The organism is Arthrobacter sp. zg-Y1110 (assembly GCF_025244865.1).
Classification (GTDB): Bacteria; Actinomycetota; Actinomycetes; order Actinomycetales; family Micrococcaceae; genus Arthrobacter_B.
Genome location: NZ_CP104272.1, coordinates 17,064 through 37,587 on the forward strand (window position 1 = coordinate 17,064; position 20,524 = coordinate 37,587).

Consider the following 20,524-nt stretch of genomic DNA (forward strand, 5'->3'; position numbering starts at 1 on the left):
AATGTATGGATGGTTGTTTCGGCACCTTCCCGGACCGTTGTGGTTCCGGATTCTGCTCTCCGCGGTGCTGATTGCCGCGGCCGTGCTGGCCCTGATGGAGTATGTCTTCCCCTGGCTTGCCGAGAGCAGCCTTCTTCCCTCACTGACGGATTCAACGATTGGCGGTTCCTAGCACCATGAGCACCCGGATCCTGGTGATCGACAACTATGACAGCTTTGTCTATACGCTGGTGGGCTATCTGCAGGAACTCGGGGCGGAAACCACGGTGATCCGCAATGATGACCTGAGCGTCGAGTCAGCGGTTGAGCTGGCTGCCCGCCATAACGGCGTGCTGGTTTCCCCGGGCCCGGGCACGCCGGGCGAGGCGGGTGTATCGGTAGAGCTGATCCGCTGGTGCGGAGCAACTGCAACGGCGATGCTCGGCATCTGTCTGGGCCACCAAGCCCTGGCGGAGGCATACGGCGGCACGGTGACGCACGCCCCTGAATTGATGCACGGGAAGACCTCGCTCGTGGAACACGGCGGCGAGGATGTTTTTGCGGGACTGCCCAGTCCGCTTACCGCTACCCGGTACCACTCGCTGGCGGCTGTCACCGACAGCATTCCCGCCGAACTGCGGGTGACGGCGCGAACGGCCAGCGGAATCATCATGGGCCTGCAGCATGCGACAGCACCGCTGTCCGGCGTGCAGTTCCACCCTGAGTCCGTCCTCACCGAGGGCGGCTACCAGATGCTGGGCAACTGGCTGGAGTCAGCCGGACTGACAGGAGCGGCGGCCCACGCGGCCACGCTGAGCCCGCTCATTGCAAGCTCAGCGCAGGCCGGGACACCCGCCCGCGCCTAGCGCCGTCCCGGCGGGGTGGCGGGCGTGCTGGTGGGCGAGGCTGTCGGAGCAGGCGTCGGTTCCGGAGCCGGTGCCTTGGCAACCGACAGGATCACGGAAGTTCCGGGGGCCACGTCCGTGCCACCGGGAACACTCTGCGCGATGACCGTGCCGGGTGCTGCATCGGCGGATTCGACTTCCGTTTTTTTCGGAGTCAGAAGGAGCGTCGGATCGAGTAGTTTGTCTTCGGCCTGCTCCCAAGACATCCCCTCGAGATTCGGAACGGTTACCCGTCCGGTGGACACCACGATGTCGACTTCGCTGTCTGCCGGGACGGTCTCGCCGATAGCAGGGTCGGTGCCGAGGACACGTCCTTGCTCCATGGTGGAGCTGTTGCCCCCGATCGTGGCCCCGCCCTTGAGGCCGAGCCCGCGAAGCTCGTCGCGGGCTCCCGATTCCGTCATTCCCACCAGATCCTGCGGGATGACCATGCTGGAAGGCCCCTTGGAGATGTAGAGCGTGATGCTCTCATCCTTGACGACGTCAGCGCCACCCGCCGGAGTGGTGCGGATGGCCAGGTCCTCGGCCACGCTGTCGCTGTATTCCTCGGTGATCCGAGGTGGCTGGAAGCCCGCGCTGATAATGGCGTTCATCGCATCGGTCTGGGATTTGCCTTCGACCTGGGGTACGGCCGCCGTTACCGGTGCGGCGGGTTCGGCATTGATCATGTTCCATCCGACAAATCCGCCGACGGCGAGAACCAGGACCACAAGAATGCTGAAGACGGTGATCCAGGCCCGCCGGCGGGCCTTTTGCTGGGGGTCGCGGTCGCCTGTGGAGCCGACGGGAAGGGCCGGGTGGTCTTCCGTCTGGGGATGGTCATCGTCCGGAAGGAGTGAGCCGCCGGCGAGCACTTTGGCCATGGCCCGCGTCTGGGGTTCGTCTTCGGGAGCAGGGGTCATGGCAACGGTGGCGGGTTCCGCCGGGCGTGGCACGGAGATTGCCTGCGTTGCAGCGGTGACGGGTCCGCCGTCGCGCGCCGAAAGCAGCGCTTCCCGGAATTCCCGCGCGGTCTGATAACGGTGGTCGCGGTCCTTGGCCAGCCCGCGTTTCAAGACGTCATCCAGGGCGGCTGGAACTTCGGGGTTGAGGCTGCTGGCCGTGACGGGCTGTTCGCGGACGTGCTGGTAGGCCACGGAGACGGGGCTTTCACCGATGAAGGGAGGCCGGCCGGTAAGCAGCTCGAACAGCAGGCATGCCGTGGAGTAAAGGTCGCTGCGGGCATCTACGGTTTCACCGCGGGCCTGCTCGGGGGACAGATACTGTGCGGTACCGACTACGGCCTGGGTCTGCGTCATGGTTGCGGCTGAATCCGCCATGGCACGCGCGATGCCGAAGTCCATGACCTTCACTCCGCCGTCGGCGGTCACCATAACGTTGGCCGGCTTGATGTCCCGGTGGACGATCCCGGAGCGGTGGCTGTAATCCAGGGCGGCGAGGACTCCGAGGGAATAGTCAATGGACTTCTCGATGGTGAGCTCGTCTGCCTTGAGCAGGTCGCGCAGGGTCCGCCCCGGAACGTATTCCATCACGATGTAGGGCAGCCGCACGTCGTCCCGCGGCGAGGCGGACTCCTGGTCGCCGGTGTCATAGACGGACACAACGGAGGGGTGGTTCAGCCCCGCCACGGCCCGCGCCTCGCGCCGGAAGCGTGACTGGAACAGCGGATCGCGGGCCAGGTCCGGCCGCAGCACCTTAATGGCCACGGTCCGGCCCAGGCGGATATCCCGCCCAAGGTACACGTCGGCCATTCCGCCGCGCCCGATCAGTTCACCCACCTCGTACCGCCCGTTCAGGACGTTATCGGTGTTGAGGGTGGGCTGCCCTCGAAGGAATTCTGCGCTCATGGTCTCTTAGCTGCTGCCTGTAGGGCCGGTCATGCTGGCGCCGCCGGACTGATTCAGACCGGTACCGGTATCGGGATCGGATCCAGTGCCGGCGCCGTTCCCAGCCGCCGGGGCGGAAGGAGTCGGGGTCGTCGGAGCCGGAGCCGGAGCCGGTGCCGGGGCTGAAGGGGCGGCTTCTGCGATGTAGTAGGTGACGGAAGAGCCCCGCGCCACGGCAGTGCCCTCGGTGGGATTGACCCCTACGACGGTGCCCGGGGCGGCATCGGACTGCTGGGTGCCGCCGTTGACCGGCACCAGTCCGGCATCGACGATGCGCTGTCGTGCCGCAGCCTCAGGCTGGCCTGTCAGGGCAGGGACGGAAACAAGTTCCGGGCCGGAGGAGTAGACCACCGTCACCGCGTCTCCGCGGTTGAGCGGCCCCGAGGGATTGACCTCAACGACCAGTCCTTCGGCGATATCGGCGTCGGACACGGGAAGGCGGTTGACCTGCAGACCCAGGTTGCTCAGCTCGGTGGCCACCTCGTTCACGGGCCGGCCCTCGTAGGTGGCCGAATCGATCCGGATTTCGTCGGGTGTTTCGGACGGGGTCGCAGTCGCTGTGGTCTTGGAAGGCGAGGGGCTGCGGGACGGGCTGGCGGCTGACGAGCTTGCGGCGGGGGCCGGGTCCTCGTCTCCCTCGGAGCCGGTGAGTACGAAGAATGCCACGACGCCGGCCAGGATGAGCACAAGCAAGGCGATCAGCGGGATCGTCCAGGGGCTGCGGCGCTTTTCCTCTTCGACGTCCCCCGGGTCGCCGTCGTCGTAATCGACATCGTCTTCATCGGTCCATTCACGGGACGCGGCAAGCTCACCCGTGCGGGCATCGGGCACGGACGCACCGGCGACCGTGGGCAGTGCCGACGTCGACGGTGCGGTGTCCACCACGCGGGTTGCTGAAGTACCGGTGGTGGGCACCGGGGCCGTGACCGCGCCGGCGGAGGAACCGAAGAGCAGCATGCCGGGGACGGCTTCCTGGGCTGCGTGGATGTCTCCGCGGCGGATGGCGGCGACCGCAAGGGCCAGCGACTCGGCGTCGGCCGGACGATCTGCCGGGTCCTTCGCCAGCATGGACATAATCAGGGCACGCACCGGTTCCGGAATGGTTTCCGGCAGCGGCGGAGGCGTGTCGTTGACCTGTGCCAGGGCAATCGCGATTTGGGATTCACCGGAGAAGGGACGGCGGCCGGCAAGGAGCTCGTAGCCAATGACACCAAGCGCGTAGATGTCGCTGGAACCCGTCGCCTGCTGTCCGGTGGCCTGTTCCGGAGCCAGATACTGGGCAGTGCCCATGACCTGGCCGGTGGCCGTCAACGGCACCTGGTCGGCCAGGCGGGCGATCCCGAAGTCGGTGATCTTGACCTTGCCGTCGGGCATGATGAGCAGGTTGCCCGGCTTCACGTCGCGGTGCACCAGGCCCTGGTTGTGGGCTACGGCAAGCGCAGTGGCAACCTGGCCGATGATGGACAGCGTCCGGTCCGGTGAGAGCACCTTGTCACGCTCAATGATGCTGGACAGCGGCTGGCCCGGAACAAGTTCCATGACCAGGTACGCCGAACCGTCCTCTTCGCCGTAGTCGAAGACATTGGCAATGCCGGGATGGTTGAGCAGCGCCGTGTGCCGGGCCTCCGCCCGGAAACGGTTAAGGAAGCCCGGATCCCCGGTGTACTCCTCCTTGAGGATCTTGATGGCAACAATGCGGCCCAGGACAAGGTCCCGTGCCTTCCAGACCTCGCCCATACCGCCGATGGCAATACGGTCGGTCAGCTGGAACCTGCCGCCTAAGGTGATACCCGATGTAGGCCTCACTTATTCAACACCGCCTCTAGGAGTTTCTGCGCGCTTGGAGTGGTCAATTGGGCACCGGTGGCCAGGTCCACGTCTTCCATAACAACGGAAATGGCCACCTGCGGATCGTCGGCCGGCGCGAAGCCGGTGAACCAGGCATTGTCTCCCCGGCCGTCCACCTGGGCTGTGCCGGTCTTGCCGGCCACCTTGAAGCCGGGGACCTGGGCAGATTTGGCTGAGCCGTTGTCTACGACGCCGACCATCCACTCGGTGAGCTGGCGGGCTGTGTCGGGGCTGACGGAAGTATTCAATTCAGTGGGCTTCGGTTCGTCGATCACGGACAAATCGGGAGCGCGGACGCTGCGGATCAGGTTGGGGGTCATCTGCACGCCGTCGTTGGCGATGGCTGCGGAAATCATGGCAACCTCCAGCGGGGTAGCGGTCACGCTTCCCTGTCCGATGGAGGCAAGGGCCAGTTGGGCCTCGTCCTCGTTCTCGGGGAAATGGCTGGCCACAACCTCGTTGGGGATCTGGAGGGAGGTATCGAAACCGAACTTTTTGGCCTGCGCTGCAATGTTGTCCTGCCCCAGGTCCAGTGCCACCTGGGCGAAGACGGTATTGCAGGACCAGGCGAGGGCAAAGGCGAAGTCTGCCTCGGACCGGGCCGAGCAGGCGCCAGTGGTGAAGTTCGGAAGGGAGATGTTGGTTCCGGGCAGCGGGAGTTCCGGCGGATTCGGGATCACGGATTCGGCGTCATATTTTCCAGACTCCAGGGCTGCTGCCGTGTCCACGAGTTTGAAGACGGACCCGGGGGCCAACAGGGACTGCGTGGCCGGATTCGTGTAGGGCGACAGGCCCGGCTGGGAGGTCAGGGCCTCCATGTTGGTGCCCAACACCGCAGTGTCATGGCCGGCCAGGAGATTGGTGTCGTATGAGGGCTTGGAGACCATGGCGAGGATATCGCCCGTCTTCGGGTCCATCATCACGATGGATCCCTTCTGGCCGTCGGGAATAAGGTCGTAGGCCAGCTGCTGGAGTTCCGGATCGATGGTCAGTTCCACCGAAGCACCCTGGCTCTGGGCACCGGAGAAGAGCTGGACCAGCTTGTCGTTAAACTGTTGGGAGCTGTTGCCGGACAACTCGTCGTTCATGGTCATTTCCAGCTGCGTGGTGTTGTTCAGGTTGAAATAACCGGTCAGATGCGAATACAGCTCCGGGCTGTTGTAGACCCGCTGGTAATTGAACTGGTCGTCCGAGGGAACGGATTCCGCAATCGCCTTGCCGTCCACAAGGATGGAGCCGCGGGGTTCGCCGAAATCACGGTACAGGGCCCGGTTGTTATTCGGGTTGGTGTTGAGCTTCTCAGCGGCGAAGAACTGCACGTAGGTCAGCGAACCGAGAATGAGCACGAACATTGCCAGGGCCACTACCCAGCTGTTACGGATAGCCTGGTTCATTCGTCTCCTCCCTTAGGGGAACGCCGGGCACGGGCGGAAGCGCCGGACCGGGAATCGGACATGGCGGGAACCATATCGGTGGCCAGCGGGCCGGTGGGCGCGGGCCGGCGGGCAGCATCGGAAATCATGAGCAGGAGCGCCACGATGATCCAGTTGGCCAGCAACGACGATCCGCCGGCAGACATGAACGGGGTGGTCAATCCGGTCAACGGGATCAGGCGCGTAACGCCTCCGATCACCACGAAGCACTGCAAGGCAATGATGAAGGACAGCCCGCAGGCCAGGAGCTTCCCGAATCCGTCCTTGGTGCCCAGGGCGGCACGGAATCCGCGGGATACCAGGAGCACAAACATCAGCACGATCGCAAAGATGCCGATCAGGCCAAGTTCCTCGCCGAGGGCGGCAATAATCATATCGCTGTTCGCGAAGGTCACCAGATCCGGGCGGCCCTGTCCCAATCCCGTGCCGACAAGCCCTCCGCTGGCCAGGCCGAAGAGCCCTTGCACTACCTGGTAGCTGCCGCCGGCCCCGTTGTAGACCTCGGGATCAAAGGCGTTGAGCCAGCCATGGATACGCGCCTGCAGGTGGCTGAACAGTTGGAGGGCGACGAATCCGCCGGCCGCGAGCAGGCCCACGCCGATCAGTACCCAGCTCACGCGGCTGGTGGCGACGTAGATCATGGCCATGAACAGCCCGAAGAAGAGGATGGACGAGCCAAGGTCCCGCTGGAAGACCAGCACGCCGATGCTGACAAGCCAGGCAACGAGCATGGGGCCCAGGTCCCGCATACGCGGGAACTGCAGCGGCCCGACCTTCCGTCCCGCGAGCAGGATGAGGTCCCGGTTGGTGGATAGATACCCGGCGAAGAATATGGCCAGGGTGATCTTGGCGATCTCACCGGGCTGGAAGGTCCCGATGCCAACGTTGATCCAGATCCGGGCTCCGTTGATCTCGCGCCCCACGGGAGCCGGCATCAGCGGAAGGAGCAACAGGATCGCGCTGACGATCAACGAGATATAGGTGTAGCGGCGCAGGATCCGGTGGTCCTTGATGATGAACAGCACGGCGATTCCTGCCGCCACGGCCACTGTGCTCCACAACAGCTGCCGGTCCGCTGCATCATCGCCGTTGGTGATATCCAGGCGGTGGATCATGGCCAACCCGATGCCGTTAAGGGCAGTCACGATGGGAAGTATTACCGGATCGGCATATTTGGCACGGAAGCGCAGCACGAGGTGGAAGATGATTACCAGGGCCATGAGGGTCCCGCCCTGGACCCAGAAGTCGGAGTCGAAGGCACGGTCCTCGTCGAGGCCGACAATCATGTTGGCCCCCACTCCGACCAGGAGCGCAACGAGGAGGAGGAGGGCTTCAGTGTTCCGGCGCGGTTTAGGCACGGTGAGGACATCCGACATTACTGCTCACCTCCGCAGGCACTGTTCTGTTCGGTGTTGGGCGCAGCAGTCGCACCCGGCGAAGGTGCAGCAGTCGGGGAATCGGTGTTCACCGGCGGACACAGGACCGCCTTGGCGGTGTCCCGCAACTCGCTGACTATTTCTCCGGCATGCTCAAGATCCCGGGCAGGAAGGGTGTCCTCCACCCGGTTGCGGTGATATTCGGCGAGGCTGTCCACCGGAATATCGGATACGTCAGTGACATGTGAAAGCTGGATCGGTCCGATGGTTTGGGAGACACCGTTGTAGATGGCGACCCGGTTTTCATAGGAGCCCACGTAGTAGCGGGTCTGCGTCCAGGTGTAGCCGAGCCACACGACGACGGCGAGCAGCAGGGCAACCACGGTCAGGAACGCCGGCAGCAGCCAGCGCTTCCAGCCGGTACGGGGTGAATCCCCGGTCTGCTGCTCTGCCTGCTCCTCGGAGTCGGCCTTGTGGGTAAGCATGCGGGCAGCGCGCCGCTCGGCGGACCGCTTCGTGACGATCGGAATTTCGCCGGTCTCGGTGGCAAGGGAAGCCGCGCCAACCAATACGTGCGGTCGGGAGGCCAGATCCTGGCGGATCAGCTGGGCGCGTTCGCGCTCACTATCGGCGTCGTCGGCATCGTCGGCATCGTCGCGGGCAGCGGTATTCTCCGTGCGCAGTCCCGGCTCGTCTTCGGTCACGGGCGGTGCCGCAGCTACAGCAGCCGTAGGGCGGTAAACGTTGTCCCGGGAGGACACTTCGGAGAGCGGAGCGGTTGCCGGGGCGGAGCCGGCGTCGGGGTCTTCATCTATTTCAATGACTGCCACTGTCACGTTGTCCGGAGAACCGCCGGCCAGGGTGAGTTCAACCAGGGTGTCCACGCATTCCTGCAGGTCCGAGGTGCCGCGGAGAACGCCCTCGATGTCGGAGTCGCGCAGGACGGCAGTAAGCCCGTCCGAACACAGCAACCAACGTTCGCCGGGCTCGACGTCGAAAGTGGCCAGGTCCAGTTCGGGGCTGGCATCAACGTCACCGAGCACGCGCATGAGGACGTTCTTATGCGGGTGCACTTCGGCTTCTTCGGGCTGCAGGCGCCCTTCATCGATAAGCCGCTGCACGAAGGTGTGGTCGATGCTGATCTGTTCGAACCGGCCGTCTTTGAGCCGGTAGGCGCGGGAGTCGCCGATGTGCGCCAGTGCCAGGCGCTGCTCGTGCAGCAGCAGCGCAGTGACTGTGGTGCCCATGCCGGAGAGCTGGGGGCTGGTGGTCACCAACTCGGACAGAAGCGAATTCGCCGCCTGGATTTCATCGGCAAGGACGGTCAGGGGCTCGTCCTCGTGGACGCTGCTGTCCAGATGGACCAGATCGAGCACGGTGGAGGCGGAGGCGACGTTGCCGCCTGCATGGCCGCCCATGCCGTCGGCGACGACGGCGAGGTAGCGGCCGACGTAGGCGGAATCGTCATTCTTGAAACGAACCATTCCAACATCGGACCGTGCTGCATATCTGAGGACCAGGGCCACTGTCAGGGCCTCAATTCGATGACCGTCTTACCGATGCGGATCGGCACACCGGGTTCGACGGGCAACGCCCGGGTTAGTTGGCTTCCGCCGAGATAGGTTCCGTTGGTTGAACCGAGGTCCTCAACGAACCAGCGGCTGCCCTGGGGGAAGAGGCGGGCATGGCGCCCGGAGGCGTAGTCGTCTTCCAGGACGAGGGTTGCTTCCTGTGCCCGTCCAAGCAGGATGGGGCTGGCAGCCAGGTCAAGCGTGGTGCCGCGCAGGGGGCCTTCCGTCACTACGAGTTCCCTCGGCGTCACCTTGCCGGGGGCCGGCGCACGCTGTTCAAGGTTCGGGTCTTTGCGGATCTGGCGGGCCGTCGGGGTGCCGGTCCGGTTGCGGCTGCCCACGGCGAGGTCGCGTCGAATGGCGCCGACAACGCTGACCACCATGATCCACAGCAGGATCAGGAAGCCGTAGCGCAGGAGTGTTTCAGTTAATTCGCTGAGCACTAACGTCCCCCGGTCCGGACAGGCAGCAGCCGAAAGACGATTCGGGTGCGTCCCATGGTGATTGTGGATCCGTCGGTAAGCACTGCTTCACCTTGAACTTTCTGGCCGTTGACGAAGCTGCCGTTGGTGGAGCCCAGATCGACGGCACGGCTGGCTCCGTTCTCGGTACGGATCTCCAGATGGCGGCGCGAAACACCGGTGTCGTCCACGAGGATGTCGGCTTCGGAGGAGCGGCCCAGGACCACAGAGGGAGCATTGAGGGTGTAACGCTGGCCGTCAACGTCCAAGACAGGCTGCATCCGAGCCGAGGGTCCCTGCCGCGGTGCAGGAGGAGAGGGCATCCGGGCCTGGGCCGAGGGGGACTTTTCAGTGGATGAATCCACTTCAAGCACCCCTGCCTTAAGGGAGGAATCGCGGGTAAACGAAACCCGTACCGGGCCCTGGAGTGTGTAGGACTGGCTGCGTGCATGTTTAATGACCACGTCGCAGAGCTCTTCAGCCAGGGGTGCACCCCACTTCTGTGCCTGGGCGAAGTCCGAGGTGGAGAGCCGCACAGTAAAGACATTCGGTGCCAGGGTCCGGCCCTGGCCCAGGACCATGGAATGCTGATCCAGTTCCTTGCGGAGTGCGATGGCAAGCTCCAGCGGTTCAACACGGCCGGACGAACCGGACGCGAAAGCACCACGAACAATCTTTTCGATGCCGCGTTCGACATTGTCGAGTATGCCCAAGTTCGTCTCCTTCCGTGTCCTGTCCAGTGAATTGCCTCGTCTGCAGTACCTGCCTGGCACCGTGGTGCCGGCGGAATCGACCGCCGGGACTGGTTCGGGACTGGTTCCGGCAGGGCACAGGTACATGCGTCCACTTCGATACTACTGGTGAGTGCAGATAATTGTCTTACCGCCGTCCCGGCGCCCCGCGTTCCGCTCCGGTGGCTGCGGCAAGCCGGTTACCGCTTCACGGCGTCCCCTGCAAAGCCGGAAGGACAGCCGGTGATTCCTTGCAGCAGTGCGGTTTTAAGGTGGCTTCGGAAGCCGTTTAGGTGTTTGGCCAAATTGCCGGTATGCTTGATTCTGCTGTTCCCGAGGAAACGCAACGAATGATCACAGACAGGATCCACTTGGATCGTGTGAGATTGTCCGCACAACGTTGCCACGGGAAACCATTTATGCGCGAGTGGCGGAACGGCAGACGCGCTGGCTTCAGGTGCCAGTGTCCGAAAGGGCGTGGGGGTTCAAATCCCCCCTCGCGCACATAGAAAAGAATGACCCCGGCCAGACGGCCGGGGTCATTTTTTTGCGTCGTGGATGATCGTCCCGCGGAGCAGGGGGCGGAATAAGGGAGGGGCCGCGCAGCATCTGCGCGGCCCCTCCCTTATTGCGAATCCGGTGGGCTCCTAGGCGCGTTCGGCCTTCTTGGCTTCGGCTTCCTTTACCCGCTGGGCTTCCGCACGGACGGCTGCAAAGCTCGCACGTTCTTCAACCAGCCAGGCCGGCGGCTGGGCAAGCAGTGCCTTGATTTCCTCGGTGGTCAGGGCCTCGGTCACGCCGGCGCGGGTCAAACCGCCGATCGAGACGTTGAGCTTCTGCGCCACGACGGGGCGGGGATGGGGTCCGGTGCGGCGCAGCTCGGTGAGCCACTCAGGCGGATTGGACTGGAGTTCGTCGAATTGGGCCCGCGAAATAGGACCGTCCTGGAAATCCTGCGGCGCTGCGGGCAGATAGATGCCCAGTTTCTTGGCTGCCGTGGCAGGCTTCATGGATTGGGGAGATTTCTCGGTGGTCATATTCCAAGGGTATCCGCCCGCCGCGCCACCTCCCGGTGGGCTAAGGTGTTCTGATGCCCACAGACACATCAGCATCCCTGCAGGGGGCAACGTCGCGGCCGCTGACCGTGGCCTACGTACCGGGCGTGACGCCGGGCAAATGGATCACCCGCTGGCGTGAACGGCAGGACCAGGAACTGAGGACGTTCCAGTGTGAGGAGCCCGCAGCGCTGGAGGAACTTGCCTCCAACCGGGCGGACCTGGCGTTTATCCGTATTCCTGCCGAAGGTTTCGCGCGCCCGGACGGCGTGAATGTGATTCCGCTGTACGAAGAGCAGCCGGTCGCCGTTGCCTCAAAGGAGCACCCCCTGGCGGCCTTCGACGCCGTCGACCTCGCGGATCTCGACGGCGAGACGATCCTGGACATTGACGAGATGGGAGGCGCCGCCGTCGCGCTTGAGGTGGCTGCCGCCGGCAGCGGTGTTGTGATCCTCCCCATGTCGGTAGCCCGCCTGCACTCCCGGAAGGACGTTGCAGCGCGGCCCGTGAACGGTGTTCCGGCAACACGGATCGGAATTGCCTGGTTGCAGGACCGGGACGAGGCGGACATCGAAGAGTTTGTCGGGGTGGTGCGCGGGCGGACCGCGAACAGCTCCCGCCAACCCTCCATCCAAGCCGAACAGAAGTCCTCAGCCAGGAAGCGGACCAAGGAGCGCCAGACCCGGAGCGCGGCCAAGCCCGCGGCAAAGTCCGGCGGGCGTCCCGCAGGCAAGGGCAAAGGCGCCGGCAAGAACGGCAAACCGCGCCGCAGCCGTTGAAGCACCGTTGATTCCACAGCTGATCCGGCACTGCTGACACCGGCCGGAGCCGGAGGTACCCTTTCGCAGATGCGGATCAAAATGAGCGGCATCCATGTGGTCGACCCGGAACGTGCCTACGAGTTCTACACGGGCACCCTTGGCCTGGAACCCTTGATGGCCATGCCGGAGTACAACCTGTTCATCGTCTGCTCGCCTGAAGATCCGGGTGGCCCGGGGCTGCTGCTCGAACCCAGCGACAACCCGGTTGCCGAAGCGTACCGGACGGGGCTGTACCGGGAGCAGCTGCCCGTGCTGGTGCTCGGCGTACCGGATGTGCAGGCGGAGTATGAGCGGTTATCGGGGCTCGGCGTCCAGTTCCTCGGTGAACCCACCCTTGATTCAACGGGGGCCCAGGCGGTTTTCGACGATGGCTGCGGCAACTACCTGCAGCTTCACCAGGACTGACGCGAGGGCCAATCGCGATGCTGGGCCGGCGGTGTCCCGGCCGCCTTTCTCCGCCTGGGAGCACTCCCGCTAGCGTTCCCCCAGCCGCGGGTGCAGGCGGGATTCCTCCAGGTCCAGCAGCCGCTGCGCCTCCGAAAGGGTTCGGGACGCATAGCGTCCCTCTCGGCGGGCCAGCAGCAGCTGGTTCCGTTCGGCCTCGACGACGGCGCGGCGCAGCTCCCGGTATTGGAGCTGCGGCGTCGGATCCTCGTTTTCCCCGAGTGCACGTACCCGTTCCCAGGCCAGTTCGCTGCGGAGGAAGGTGCTCTGGCGGACCCTCTCAACCACATCCGGGTCCACCACCGGGCGTACGCCCGGGCATTGCGCCGGTTGCTCCAGGACGCTGAGCCCGGCACCGCTGAGCTCGTCCAGCAGCTTGGCCAGCTCCCTCAGATCCGATGCCACATCCCGGCCCCGAACCCCCAGGAGACGGATCAGCCACGGCAGGGTGACGCCCTGCAGCAGCAGGGTTGCCACGGCCACCGTGAAAGCGATCAGCACCAGCTGCTCGTGGTACGGGGTCTGCTCCGGCAGGGACTGGGCCGCGGCCAAGGTCACCACGCCCCGCATGCCGGACCAGGAGATCACCAAGCCTCCGCGCCAGCCCAAACCCTCGCGGCCGAGTTGCTCGACGTCGGCCCGGCGGCGGAGGTAGAGCAGCTCGGCCCGCCGATGCCGCCTGCGCTGCCGATCGTCGTTCAGCCCGCCCGCCTTGATCCGGTCCAGGCCCAGCCGGAACCGCTTGGTCCGCCGTTCCTGGTGACGGACCTTCAGCCGCAGCAGGTAGATCAAAGGAGTAACCCAGGCGAAGCGCAGCAGGATCAGCAGCACGGTGGTTGCCAGTCCGATCAGTACGGCATCGAGGACCGGAAGCAGGCTGGCGTCGATGTTCTCCACCAGATGCCGCAGTTCCAGTCCCATGAGGAGGAAAACGCCGTTTTCCAACAGGAACTGGATGGTCCGCCAGTTGATGCTGTCATTGATCCGGGCCTGCGCCGTCAGCGCTGAGGCACTGCGGTGCCCGGTGTACAGCCCGGCCACGACGACGGCGAGCACACCCGAGGCCCCGGCTTCCTCCGCCGGAATGAAGGCAATGAAGGGAACCACAAAGGAGATTGCCGTATCCAGAACCGGATCGGAGAGTTTCGATCGGACATATACCGTGGCCGCGCCTACCAGCAGTCCGACGAGAACGGCCACGACGACGGCGAAAGCAAAGTCACCGATGCCGGCCCAGATGCTCGACAGGCCCCCGGCGGAGGCGGCGACGGCGGAGCGCAGCAGCACGAGGGCGGTGGCATCATTGACCAGCCCCTCGCCTTCGAGCACCGTGACCAGGCGCGGCGGCAGGCCCAGCTTCTTTCCGATCGAAGTGGCAGCGACGGCGTCGGGCGGACTGACGACGGCGCCCAGCGCCACTGCGGCGGCAAAGTTCAGGTCCGGCAGCAGCAGGTAGAGGAGCAGCCCCGTGGCAAAAGCCGAAAACAGGACGAGGAAGACGGACAACGAGGAAATGGCACCGATGTTGCGCCGGAAGTCCACCACGGGGACGTTCACCGCGGCGGCGTAGAGCAGCGGGGGCAGCACGCCCATCAGGATCCATTCGTGCGGAACGGAGAACTCCGGCATGCCCGGCGTGTAGGAAAGGGCCAGCCCCACCACCACCAGGATCAATGGTGCAGCTATCCCGAGGCGTTTGGAAAAGGCAGCAACCGTCACAATGACGGCAACACCCACGACAGCAAAAAGAGCCAGTTCCACACTTCCACTTTAATCCTGCCCCGGCTGTGCTCCCGTCCGGGGAAGCGGTCTAGGTATAGGGGGACCAGCCGGTCAGCGCCGTCATGCCGTCCACGGTGACGCCGTATATCGCGTAAATGGTCACGGGCACCATCAGGGCCCATTCCCGCCATGATCCGGCCGCGCCGATCAGGGGCAGCGAGAAGCAGCCGCTGCTCCGCCAGAGCTTACTGACAACAGGGAAGCGGACCAGGGAACGCGGGCGCTTGATGCGCAGCGGCCACAGGATCATTACGCCCTGGTGGGTGAGGAGGTCACCGACAATATGCACTGCCACGCCCAGGCCCACCGCCACCGGCAGCCAGTCATTGTTTTCCGGGGCGTAGACGGCAATGAACCCCGAGAAGGCCAGGGCGAGGAACCAGCTGCGAACCGGCCCGCCGGCGATCTTCAGCGCCTTGAAGGCAAAGCCCATAAGCAGGACGGACAGGATCCCCGCTCCCACCGCCACTGATCCGAAGACCGGCACCTCGGTGGTCACCCTGCCCAGTGCTGTTGCCAGCGCCACGAAGACCGCCAGCCCGAGCAGGGAATGAGTGCCGCGCCGGTGGCCGCCGCTGACGGCCTCCGTAAAGCGGGCAAGGATTTTGGTGAGCGGGGGAAGGGAATGGGCAATGGTCCCGCTGTGATGGTCGAGATCGGGCAGCAGCGCGGCGCCGGCGGTCAACAGGGCTCCGGTGACGACGCCGAGCGGCGTCACCGGATACCAGCCGAAGGCGTGGGGAGCGGTGGAGGCGACGGCAACCCAGGCCGCGGCGCCGCTAGCGGCATGGTGGCCACCCATCATGGTTGAAAAGTCCTTCCAGAGGGCGGTGCAGGCGCCAAAAGAGTTTATTGAAGCTACCTATTTTTCCACGGTTTCCCCGGTCCCGCGTTCACCTTGGACCGACGGCGGAGATGCTTAGGCAACCGTGAAACCCAGGTGCCGGAGAATGGCATCCACTATTTCCGCGGGAGAATCCGTTATTTCAATCCGGATACCGGCCTCGTCCAGTGAGAGCGGCTCCAAAGTGCTCAACTGCGAGGGAAGCAGGGACGGCGGCATGAAATGTCCGCTTCGGGTTTTCATGCGTTCGGCGAGCACATCGCTGCTCCCGTCCAGGTGGACGAACGTTACGTCCCCGGTCGCCTGTGCAAGTACGTTCCGGTACGTGCGTTTCAGCGCGGAACAAGTGACGATGGTGCATCGGCCGTTTTCCGCCTGGACACCCATCCAATCGCGGATGGCGTAGAGCCACGGCCAACGGTCGTCGTCGTCCAGGGGGACGCCGGCGGACATCTTGGCGATATTTACGGCCGGATGGAACTCGTCAGCCTCTGCTGCAATCCATCCGAGCCGTTTGGAAAGCAGATTGGCGATGGTGGTTTTGCCCGATCCGGCAACACCCATAATGACCAGGTGCTGTGCTGCTGGGGACATAGAAATCTCCTTGGGACGCCGTTGTCGCGGGTTCGGACCGGTTTGCTGGCCGAACTTCTGAGCACAAAGGTATCACCAACTGTTGGAGCGGGGCCGGGTACATTGGGGCTCCGTCGGCGGCTGACCGAAGGCATGCTTCGGAGGCTAGGCTGAAGCAGGGAGCGGATGGCCGATACGAGCGGTATCCCCGCCGATTCGGCACCACTCACTCATATGCACTCTAAGGAATATACAAGGAACGTAGCTGGAAAGATGCGGATATGAACGAACATGCCGGGCCGCCGGCCGCGGTCCTGAACGCCCGGATCATCGAGACCCTGGGCCAGGACATTGCCTCCGGCGTGCTTGCCCCGGGGGACCGGCTCACGCTTGACGGGCTGCAGCAGGAGTTCGGAGTTTCCCGAACCGTGGTCCGCGACTGCATGCGGATCCTCGAGTCCATGAACCTGGTGTATTCCAAGCGCAGGGTCGGCATTGTGGTGCAGGAACCGCAGCTGTGGAATGTGTTCGATCCGCGGATCATCAAGTGGCGCCTGGCCGGACCGGGTCGGGCAGAGCAGTTCCGCACCCTGACCGAACTGCGGGTGGGCGTGGAGCCGGTAGCCGCGGCGGCCGCCGCCAGCCACGCGGCACCTGCTGAGCGGGACCGGATGGTGGAGCTGGCCGCGGAGCTTCGAAGGCTCGGCGAAGCGGGGGAGCTGGATGAGTTCCTGCAGGCCGATATTGAATTCCATACGTTGCTGCTGCGCGCCAGCGGCAACGATATGTTCGCCTCGCTTCAGGATGTGGTTGCCGAGGTGCTTACCGGCCGTACCCGGCAGGGCATGATGCCGGCGAACCCGAGCGAGGCTGCCCTGCGGGGACATGTGCTGGTGGCGGACGCCGTCGCTGCCGGGGACGGCGCTGCCGCACTGGCGCACATGATGGATTTGCTCGAAGAAGTGCGGCAGGCCATCGCCGGTTAGCCTTCCACCGGGCCAGCTGCCTGCCGGCGGTGCGGGGGGACGGCAAAGGCCGGCGCACCCCGTGGAAAAGGGATACGCCGGCCCGGAAGCCGGAGTCCTAGCGGGTCGGTTCCAGGTTGCTGTCTTCGGGGGTGACAACCTCTGCCGTGGCGGAAATGTTCTCGGCATCCACCATCCAGGCGTACTGCTCCAGCTTGGCAATAAAGCCGTGCAGGATGTCCGCAGTGGTCGGATCCTCTTCGTCCACCTGGTCGTGCACGTCGCGCATGGTCTTGACGACGGCCTCGAGCATGGCGACCACGTGCGTCACGGTATCGCTGGTGTCAACCAGCCCGGCGGGGAACGGCGGCAGGCTGGTGCCGTTGGCCACCGCCACGCTTCGGCCGTCCGGAACGGCGCGGAGGGCACGCATGCGCTCGGCCAGCTCGTCCGCGAAGATGCGCGCGTCGTCAATGATCTCGTCAAGCTGCAGGTGCAGGTCCCGGAAGTTCTTACCCACTACGTTCCAGTGGGCCTGCTTGCCCTGCAGGTGCAGTTCGATCATGTCCACCAGGACGGCCTGCAGGTTGGTGGTCAGCTCTTCAGATGCCTTCATGTTTCCTCCAATATTGACGAAAAATGAGTACTGGACTCACCTGCCGGAAAACCCGGCTACGTTCCGGATCAAGCGCCTCCGACAGGTGGATTGTTCCCCAGCCTAACCCCGGGGCGCGGCTCGGAACAGAACGGACCGGTTCCCGGGAAAGCTAATATAAGCAACCTTACTTCCAGTTGAAGGAACTTGTCGTCCTGTGTACGGTGAGGAAAACGGGGCCTGTGAGAAGCGGCCCGGCCAAAGGCAGGATTCGCACTACCGGAGGGACAGAATGACCACCGTAGAAGAGTCAATCAACGTATCAGTACCGGTTACCACCGCTTACAACCAGTGGACCCAGTTCGAGTCCTTCCCGCACTTCATGGGCGGCGTTCTCTCCATCACCCAGCTTTCCGACACCACCACCCATTGGGTAACCAAGGTGGCCGGTGTCGAGCGGGAATTCGACACCGAAATTACCGAGCAGCATCCGGATGAGCGGGTCGCCTGGAAGAGTACGGACGGAAAGTCGCATGCCGGCGTCGTAACGTTCCACCGCTTGGGCGACGCCGAGACCCGGGTCACCGTCCAGCTGGACTGGGATCCCGAAAACATCGTTGAGAAGCTGGGTTCCGTGGTCGGCGCCGATGACCGGCAGGTCAAGGCCGACCTCGCGCGGTTCAAGGAATTCATTGAAAGCCGCGGATCGGAAACGGGTTCGTGGCGGGGAAACGTTGATGCCCCCGGCAATGCCGCCACCGGCGCGGCCGGCACGGCTCCGGTAGGACCTACCTCGACCGACACCTCGCGGCTGGCGGCAGCCCCGGACGCGGATCCGGCGATGGATGACCCGGAATCCGGCGGACCCCGGGCCGGCCTCTAGCCGCCCGGCAGGTCAAACAAAGACTGCGGATGCCTTGCATGGCATCCGCAGTCTTTTTGGGTAAAACCGGGTCCGGCGATCAGGCGGGATCGAGGTTCTTGACCGCGGGACCTTCGAGCAGTGTTCCCTTCGCCGTGAACCGGGAGCCGTGCAGTGGACAATCCCAGGACTGTTCGGCGTCGTTCCAGTTCAAGACTCCCTTGAGGTGCGGGCACACGGCCGACACCCGGCTGGTCTCGCCGGCCACGGTGCAGGTCCCCACCGGTTTCCCGTTCTCCCGGGACACCACGCCCTGCCCCTCCGGCGGGGCCGTGTCAGTGCTGTTGGCCAGCCCGGCGGCCCAGCCGGTGAGCATGGAAAGCCCCACCTCGGCATTGTCCCGCAGGGTGGACGCGGCATCCAGCGGGGCGACCCGGGGCTTGTACAGCTCGCGTGCCCACGGGTTTTCGCCGCCGAGAATCTCCGCGCTCAGGGCCAGCGAAGCCGCGACGGCATTGGTCATGCCCCACTTGTTGTAACCGGTGGCTACATAGATGTTGGACCCCATCACCGGCAGCTGCCCGACGTAGGGCAGGCTGCGTGCCGGTGAGTAGTCCTGCGCCGACCAGGCATAACTGGCCGCGCTTCCCACCGCGAAGTTCTCCACGGTCCAGTCCACCAGATCGTCCACCAGTTCCTGGGTGTACTTTTTCCGGCCGACCGTGTGCCCGTTGCCCCCGGCGAGCAGGTAGGAGATACCGTCTGCCTCCGCGGTCCGCAGGGAGCGGGTGGGTGAATCGACGGAGAGGTACATGCCCTGCGGAACCTCTCCCGTCACCGGCAGGGCTACTGCGTAGGAACGCTCGGGTTTCAGCACGGCAAAGTAACCGCCGCGGTCAAGGATCGGGATGCCGGTGGCCAGCACCAGGTGCCGGGCGGTGACCTCGCCCTGACTGGTTGCGACCTTGATGACGGCGCCCTCCTCGTGGCGTGCGCCGGTCACCCGGACGCCCTCGATCAGGCGGCCGCCATGGGCGCGGTAATCCTTGGCCAGGCCGGCCAGCACCGTCATCGGCTGGATCTGGGCCTGGTCGCGGAGCCGCAGTGCACCCGTGGTTGCAAAGGGCAGCTCCGTCTCCGCTGTGAACTCGACGTCGAGTCCTGCCGCCTGGGCTGCCTCGTGTTCCTTCCGCAGGCTCTTGAGTCCCTGCTCGGTGGTGGCGTAGGTGTACGCGTCCCGGACCTCGTAGCCAATCCCGTTTTCGTCGCAGAAGCGCAGCAGCCAGCTTTGTCCCTGCCGGTTGGCTTCCACATACTGGCGGGCAGTCTCCGCGTTGTGGTGCGAGGTGATGCTGGACAGCTGCGTTCCCTGCAGGAGGGAAACTTTGGCTGTGGTGTTGCCGGTGGTGACGGCGCCTACCGTGCGTGCTTCCAGGAGGGCTAAGCGCTGTCCGCTGCGTGCCAGCAGGGCTGCCGTGGTGAGGCCGGTGAGGCCGGCGCCGACCACCACGGTGTCATAGGACGCCTCGGGGTCGAAGGGATCAGTGGGTATAACGGGCGCGGTATCGAGCCATAGAGATTTCAAGTTATCCTTCCCGCCAAGCTGACGAAGTGATGTGGGAGCCGCCCTGCGGTCCCATCTGGAGCATGCCGCCGTCGACGGCCCAGGAGGCCCCGGTGACGTAGGACGACGCCGGTGAGGCCAGGAAGGCCACGACGTCGGCGATCTCGGAGGCGTAGCCGGGCCGGCCCAGCGGAATGCCGGGGCGGTCCTCAGCCCGCGGATCGGAATCCGTCTGCCCGGTCATGGGTGTGGCGATTTCCCCGGGTGCCACCGAATTGGCCGTGATCCCGTAGCTGCCCAGCTCCAGGGCGATGGTCTTGATCAGCCCGCCGAGGCCGTGCTTGGAAGCGGTGTACGCCGCGGCACCCACCCGTGGCTGGAGTTCGTGGACGCTGGTGACGGCGATCAGCCGGCCGCCGTTGCCGGCCGCGACCATGCGCTGAGCTGCCCGCTGCAGGCAGAGGAAAGCCCCGCTGAGGTTGGTGTCCAAGGTGGTGCGCCAGGCGTCATAGCCCAGGTCCAGGAACTTCTGCCCGTCACCGGTTCCCGAGTTGTTGACGAACACGTCCAGGCCGCCCAGCTTCTCCGCCAGGGAATCCACGACATCTGCGCACCCTGGGAGATCGGTGGTATCCAGATGGGCGACGACGGCGGTGCGGCCGTGCGAGCGGACCTCTTCCGCAGTGTCCGTGGCACCGCGTTCATCCGAATGCCAGGTAATGCCCACATCCATTCCCGCCTTGGCGAGTGCTACGGCGGCGGCGCGTCCTATGCCGGAGTCCGACCCCGTAACTATTGCCGTTTTAGGCGCAAACTCCATCTCGTACCC

The 20,524-nt window shown here is 64.8% G+C and carries 19 protein-coding genes, 1 tRNA gene and 1 pseudogene; 7 read left to right on the forward strand and 14 right to left on the reverse strand.

Annotation, left to right across the window (positions count from 1 at the left end; genetic code table 11):
* Position 1: 1 nt before the first annotated feature.
* Entirely contained in the window at positions 2-172 is a 171-nt protein-coding gene (locus N2K99_RS00090) for a hypothetical protein (protein WP_227920414.1), read from the forward strand.
* Positions 173-176: 4 nt separating this feature from the next.
* On the forward strand, positions 177-845 hold the full coding sequence (locus N2K99_RS00095) for an aminodeoxychorismate/anthranilate synthase component II (protein ID WP_227932660.1): 669 nt from the start codon (positions 177-179) through the stop codon (positions 843-845).
* Here the strand turns inward: N2K99_RS00095 and pknB are convergent.
* From pknB to N2K99_RS00130, 7 genes are read right to left on the reverse strand one after another with little or no spacing between them, the layout of a single operon-like run.
* Complete coding sequence (gene pknB / locus N2K99_RS00100; RefSeq protein WP_227932659.1) at positions 842-2,731, reverse strand: Stk1 family PASTA domain-containing Ser/Thr kinase; 1,890 nt, start codon at positions 2,729-2,731, stop codon at positions 842-844. The two genes, N2K99_RS00095 and pknB, sit on opposite strands and share 4 nt — an antisense overlap.
* A gap of 6 nt (positions 2,732-2,737) precedes the next feature.
* Positions 2,738-4,576 (reverse strand): protein kinase domain-containing protein, encoded by a 1,839-nt coding sequence (locus N2K99_RS00105; protein ID WP_227932658.1) that lies wholly within the window; start codon positions 4,574-4,576, stop codon positions 2,738-2,740.
* A complete protein-coding gene (locus tag N2K99_RS00110) occupies positions 4,573-6,012 on the reverse strand; it encodes a penicillin-binding protein 2 (RefSeq protein ID WP_227920433.1) in 1,440 nt (479 codons plus the stop codon). The genes N2K99_RS00105 and N2K99_RS00110 overlap by 4 nt, the downstream gene beginning before the upstream one ends.
* Entirely contained in the window at positions 6,009-7,427 is a 1,419-nt protein-coding gene (locus tag N2K99_RS00115) for an FtsW/RodA/SpoVE family cell cycle protein (protein ID WP_227932657.1), read from the reverse strand. Before N2K99_RS00115 ends, N2K99_RS00110 begins: the two co-directional genes overlap by 4 nt.
* On the reverse strand, positions 7,427-8,911 hold the full coding sequence (locus tag N2K99_RS00120) for a PP2C family serine/threonine-protein phosphatase (RefSeq protein WP_227932656.1): 1,485 nt from the start codon (positions 8,909-8,911) through the stop codon (positions 7,427-7,429). The genes N2K99_RS00115 and N2K99_RS00120 overlap by 1 nt, the downstream gene beginning before the upstream one ends.
* Before the next feature lie 44 nt (positions 8,912-8,955).
* On the reverse strand, positions 8,956-9,381 hold the full coding sequence (locus tag N2K99_RS00125; protein ID WP_227932940.1) for an FHA domain-containing protein: 426 nt from the start codon (positions 9,379-9,381) through the stop codon (positions 8,956-8,958).
* Between the two features lie 59 nt (positions 9,382-9,440).
* Positions 9,441-10,172: a DUF3662 and FHA domain-containing protein gene (locus N2K99_RS00130; protein ID WP_227920440.1), complete on the reverse strand. Its 732-nt coding sequence runs from the start codon at positions 10,170-10,172 to the stop codon at positions 9,441-9,443.
* 439 nt (positions 10,173-10,611) lie between these two features.
* Between N2K99_RS00130 and N2K99_RS00135 the strand changes: the two genes are divergently transcribed.
* Positions 10,612-10,694: transfer RNA gene (locus N2K99_RS00135), tRNA-Leu, on the forward strand.
* Between the two features lie 143 nt (positions 10,695-10,837).
* Here the strand turns inward: N2K99_RS00135 and N2K99_RS00140 are convergent.
* Entirely contained in the window at positions 10,838-11,200 is a 363-nt protein-coding gene (locus N2K99_RS00140; RefSeq protein WP_227920951.1) for a DUF5997 family protein, read from the reverse strand.
* Positions 11,201-11,280: 80 nt separating this feature from the next.
* On the opposite strand from N2K99_RS00140, the gene N2K99_RS00145 reads away from it, so the two are divergent.
* Both N2K99_RS00145 and N2K99_RS00150 read left to right on the forward strand, forming a co-directional pair.
* Complete coding sequence (locus tag N2K99_RS00145; RefSeq protein WP_227920442.1) at positions 11,281-12,024, forward strand: LysR family transcriptional regulator substrate-binding protein; 744 nt, start codon at positions 11,281-11,283, stop codon at positions 12,022-12,024.
* A 69-nt stretch (positions 12,025-12,093) separates the two neighbouring features.
* Positions 12,094-12,471 carry a VOC family protein gene (locus N2K99_RS00150; RefSeq protein WP_227920447.1) on the forward strand — a complete coding sequence of 126 codons (378 nt, stop codon included), beginning with the start codon at positions 12,094-12,096 and terminating at the stop codon, positions 12,469-12,471.
* 69 nt (positions 12,472-12,540) lie between these two features.
* Here N2K99_RS00150 and N2K99_RS00155 read toward each other — a convergent pair whose 3' ends face one another.
* From N2K99_RS00155 to N2K99_RS00165, 3 genes are all read right to left on the reverse strand, one after another.
* The gene (locus N2K99_RS00155; protein ID WP_227932655.1) at positions 12,541-14,271 is read right to left on the reverse strand and encodes a sodium:proton antiporter; all 1,731 of its coding nucleotides are present in this window, start codon (positions 14,269-14,271) and stop codon (positions 12,541-12,543) included.
* A gap of 49 nt (positions 14,272-14,320) precedes the next feature.
* Complete coding sequence (locus N2K99_RS00160) at positions 14,321-15,097, reverse strand: metal-dependent hydrolase (RefSeq protein WP_227920450.1); 777 nt, start codon at positions 15,095-15,097, stop codon at positions 14,321-14,323.
* A 114-nt stretch (positions 15,098-15,211) separates the two neighbouring features.
* The gene (locus tag N2K99_RS00165) at positions 15,212-15,730 is read right to left on the reverse strand and encodes a gluconokinase (protein WP_227920451.1); all 519 of its coding nucleotides are present in this window, start codon (positions 15,728-15,730) and stop codon (positions 15,212-15,214) included.
* A gap of 260 nt (positions 15,731-15,990) precedes the next feature.
* On the opposite strand from N2K99_RS00165, the gene N2K99_RS00170 reads away from it, so the two are divergent.
* A complete protein-coding gene (locus tag N2K99_RS00170; RefSeq protein WP_227920453.1) occupies positions 15,991-16,695 on the forward strand; it encodes a FadR/GntR family transcriptional regulator in 705 nt (234 codons plus the stop codon).
* Positions 16,696-16,792: 97 nt separating this feature from the next.
* Here N2K99_RS00170 and N2K99_RS00175 read toward each other — a convergent pair whose 3' ends face one another.
* A complete protein-coding gene (locus N2K99_RS00175; RefSeq protein ID WP_227920454.1) occupies positions 16,793-17,290 on the reverse strand; it encodes a Dps family protein in 498 nt (165 codons plus the stop codon).
* 271 nt (positions 17,291-17,561) lie between these two features.
* On the opposite strand from N2K99_RS00175, the pseudogene N2K99_RS00180 reads away from it, so the two are divergent.
* Positions 17,562-18,005: pseudogene (locus tag N2K99_RS00180) on the forward strand (SRPBCC family protein); the annotation flags it as partial.
* Positions 18,006-18,231: 226 nt separating this feature from the next.
* On the opposite strand, the gene N2K99_RS00185 reads toward N2K99_RS00180, so the two are convergent.
* Together N2K99_RS00185 and N2K99_RS00190 are read right to left on the reverse strand one after the other, a co-directional pair.
* Positions 18,232-19,716, reverse strand: coding sequence for an FAD-dependent oxidoreductase (locus tag N2K99_RS00185; protein ID WP_227932654.1), 1,485 nt, complete (start codon positions 19,714-19,716; stop codon positions 18,232-18,234).
* A 1-nt stretch (position 19,717) separates the two neighbouring features.
* Positions 19,718-20,515, reverse strand: coding sequence for an SDR family oxidoreductase (locus tag N2K99_RS00190; protein ID WP_227932653.1), 798 nt, complete (start codon positions 20,513-20,515; stop codon positions 19,718-19,720).
* Between the last annotated feature and the right edge of the window lie 9 nt (positions 20,516-20,524).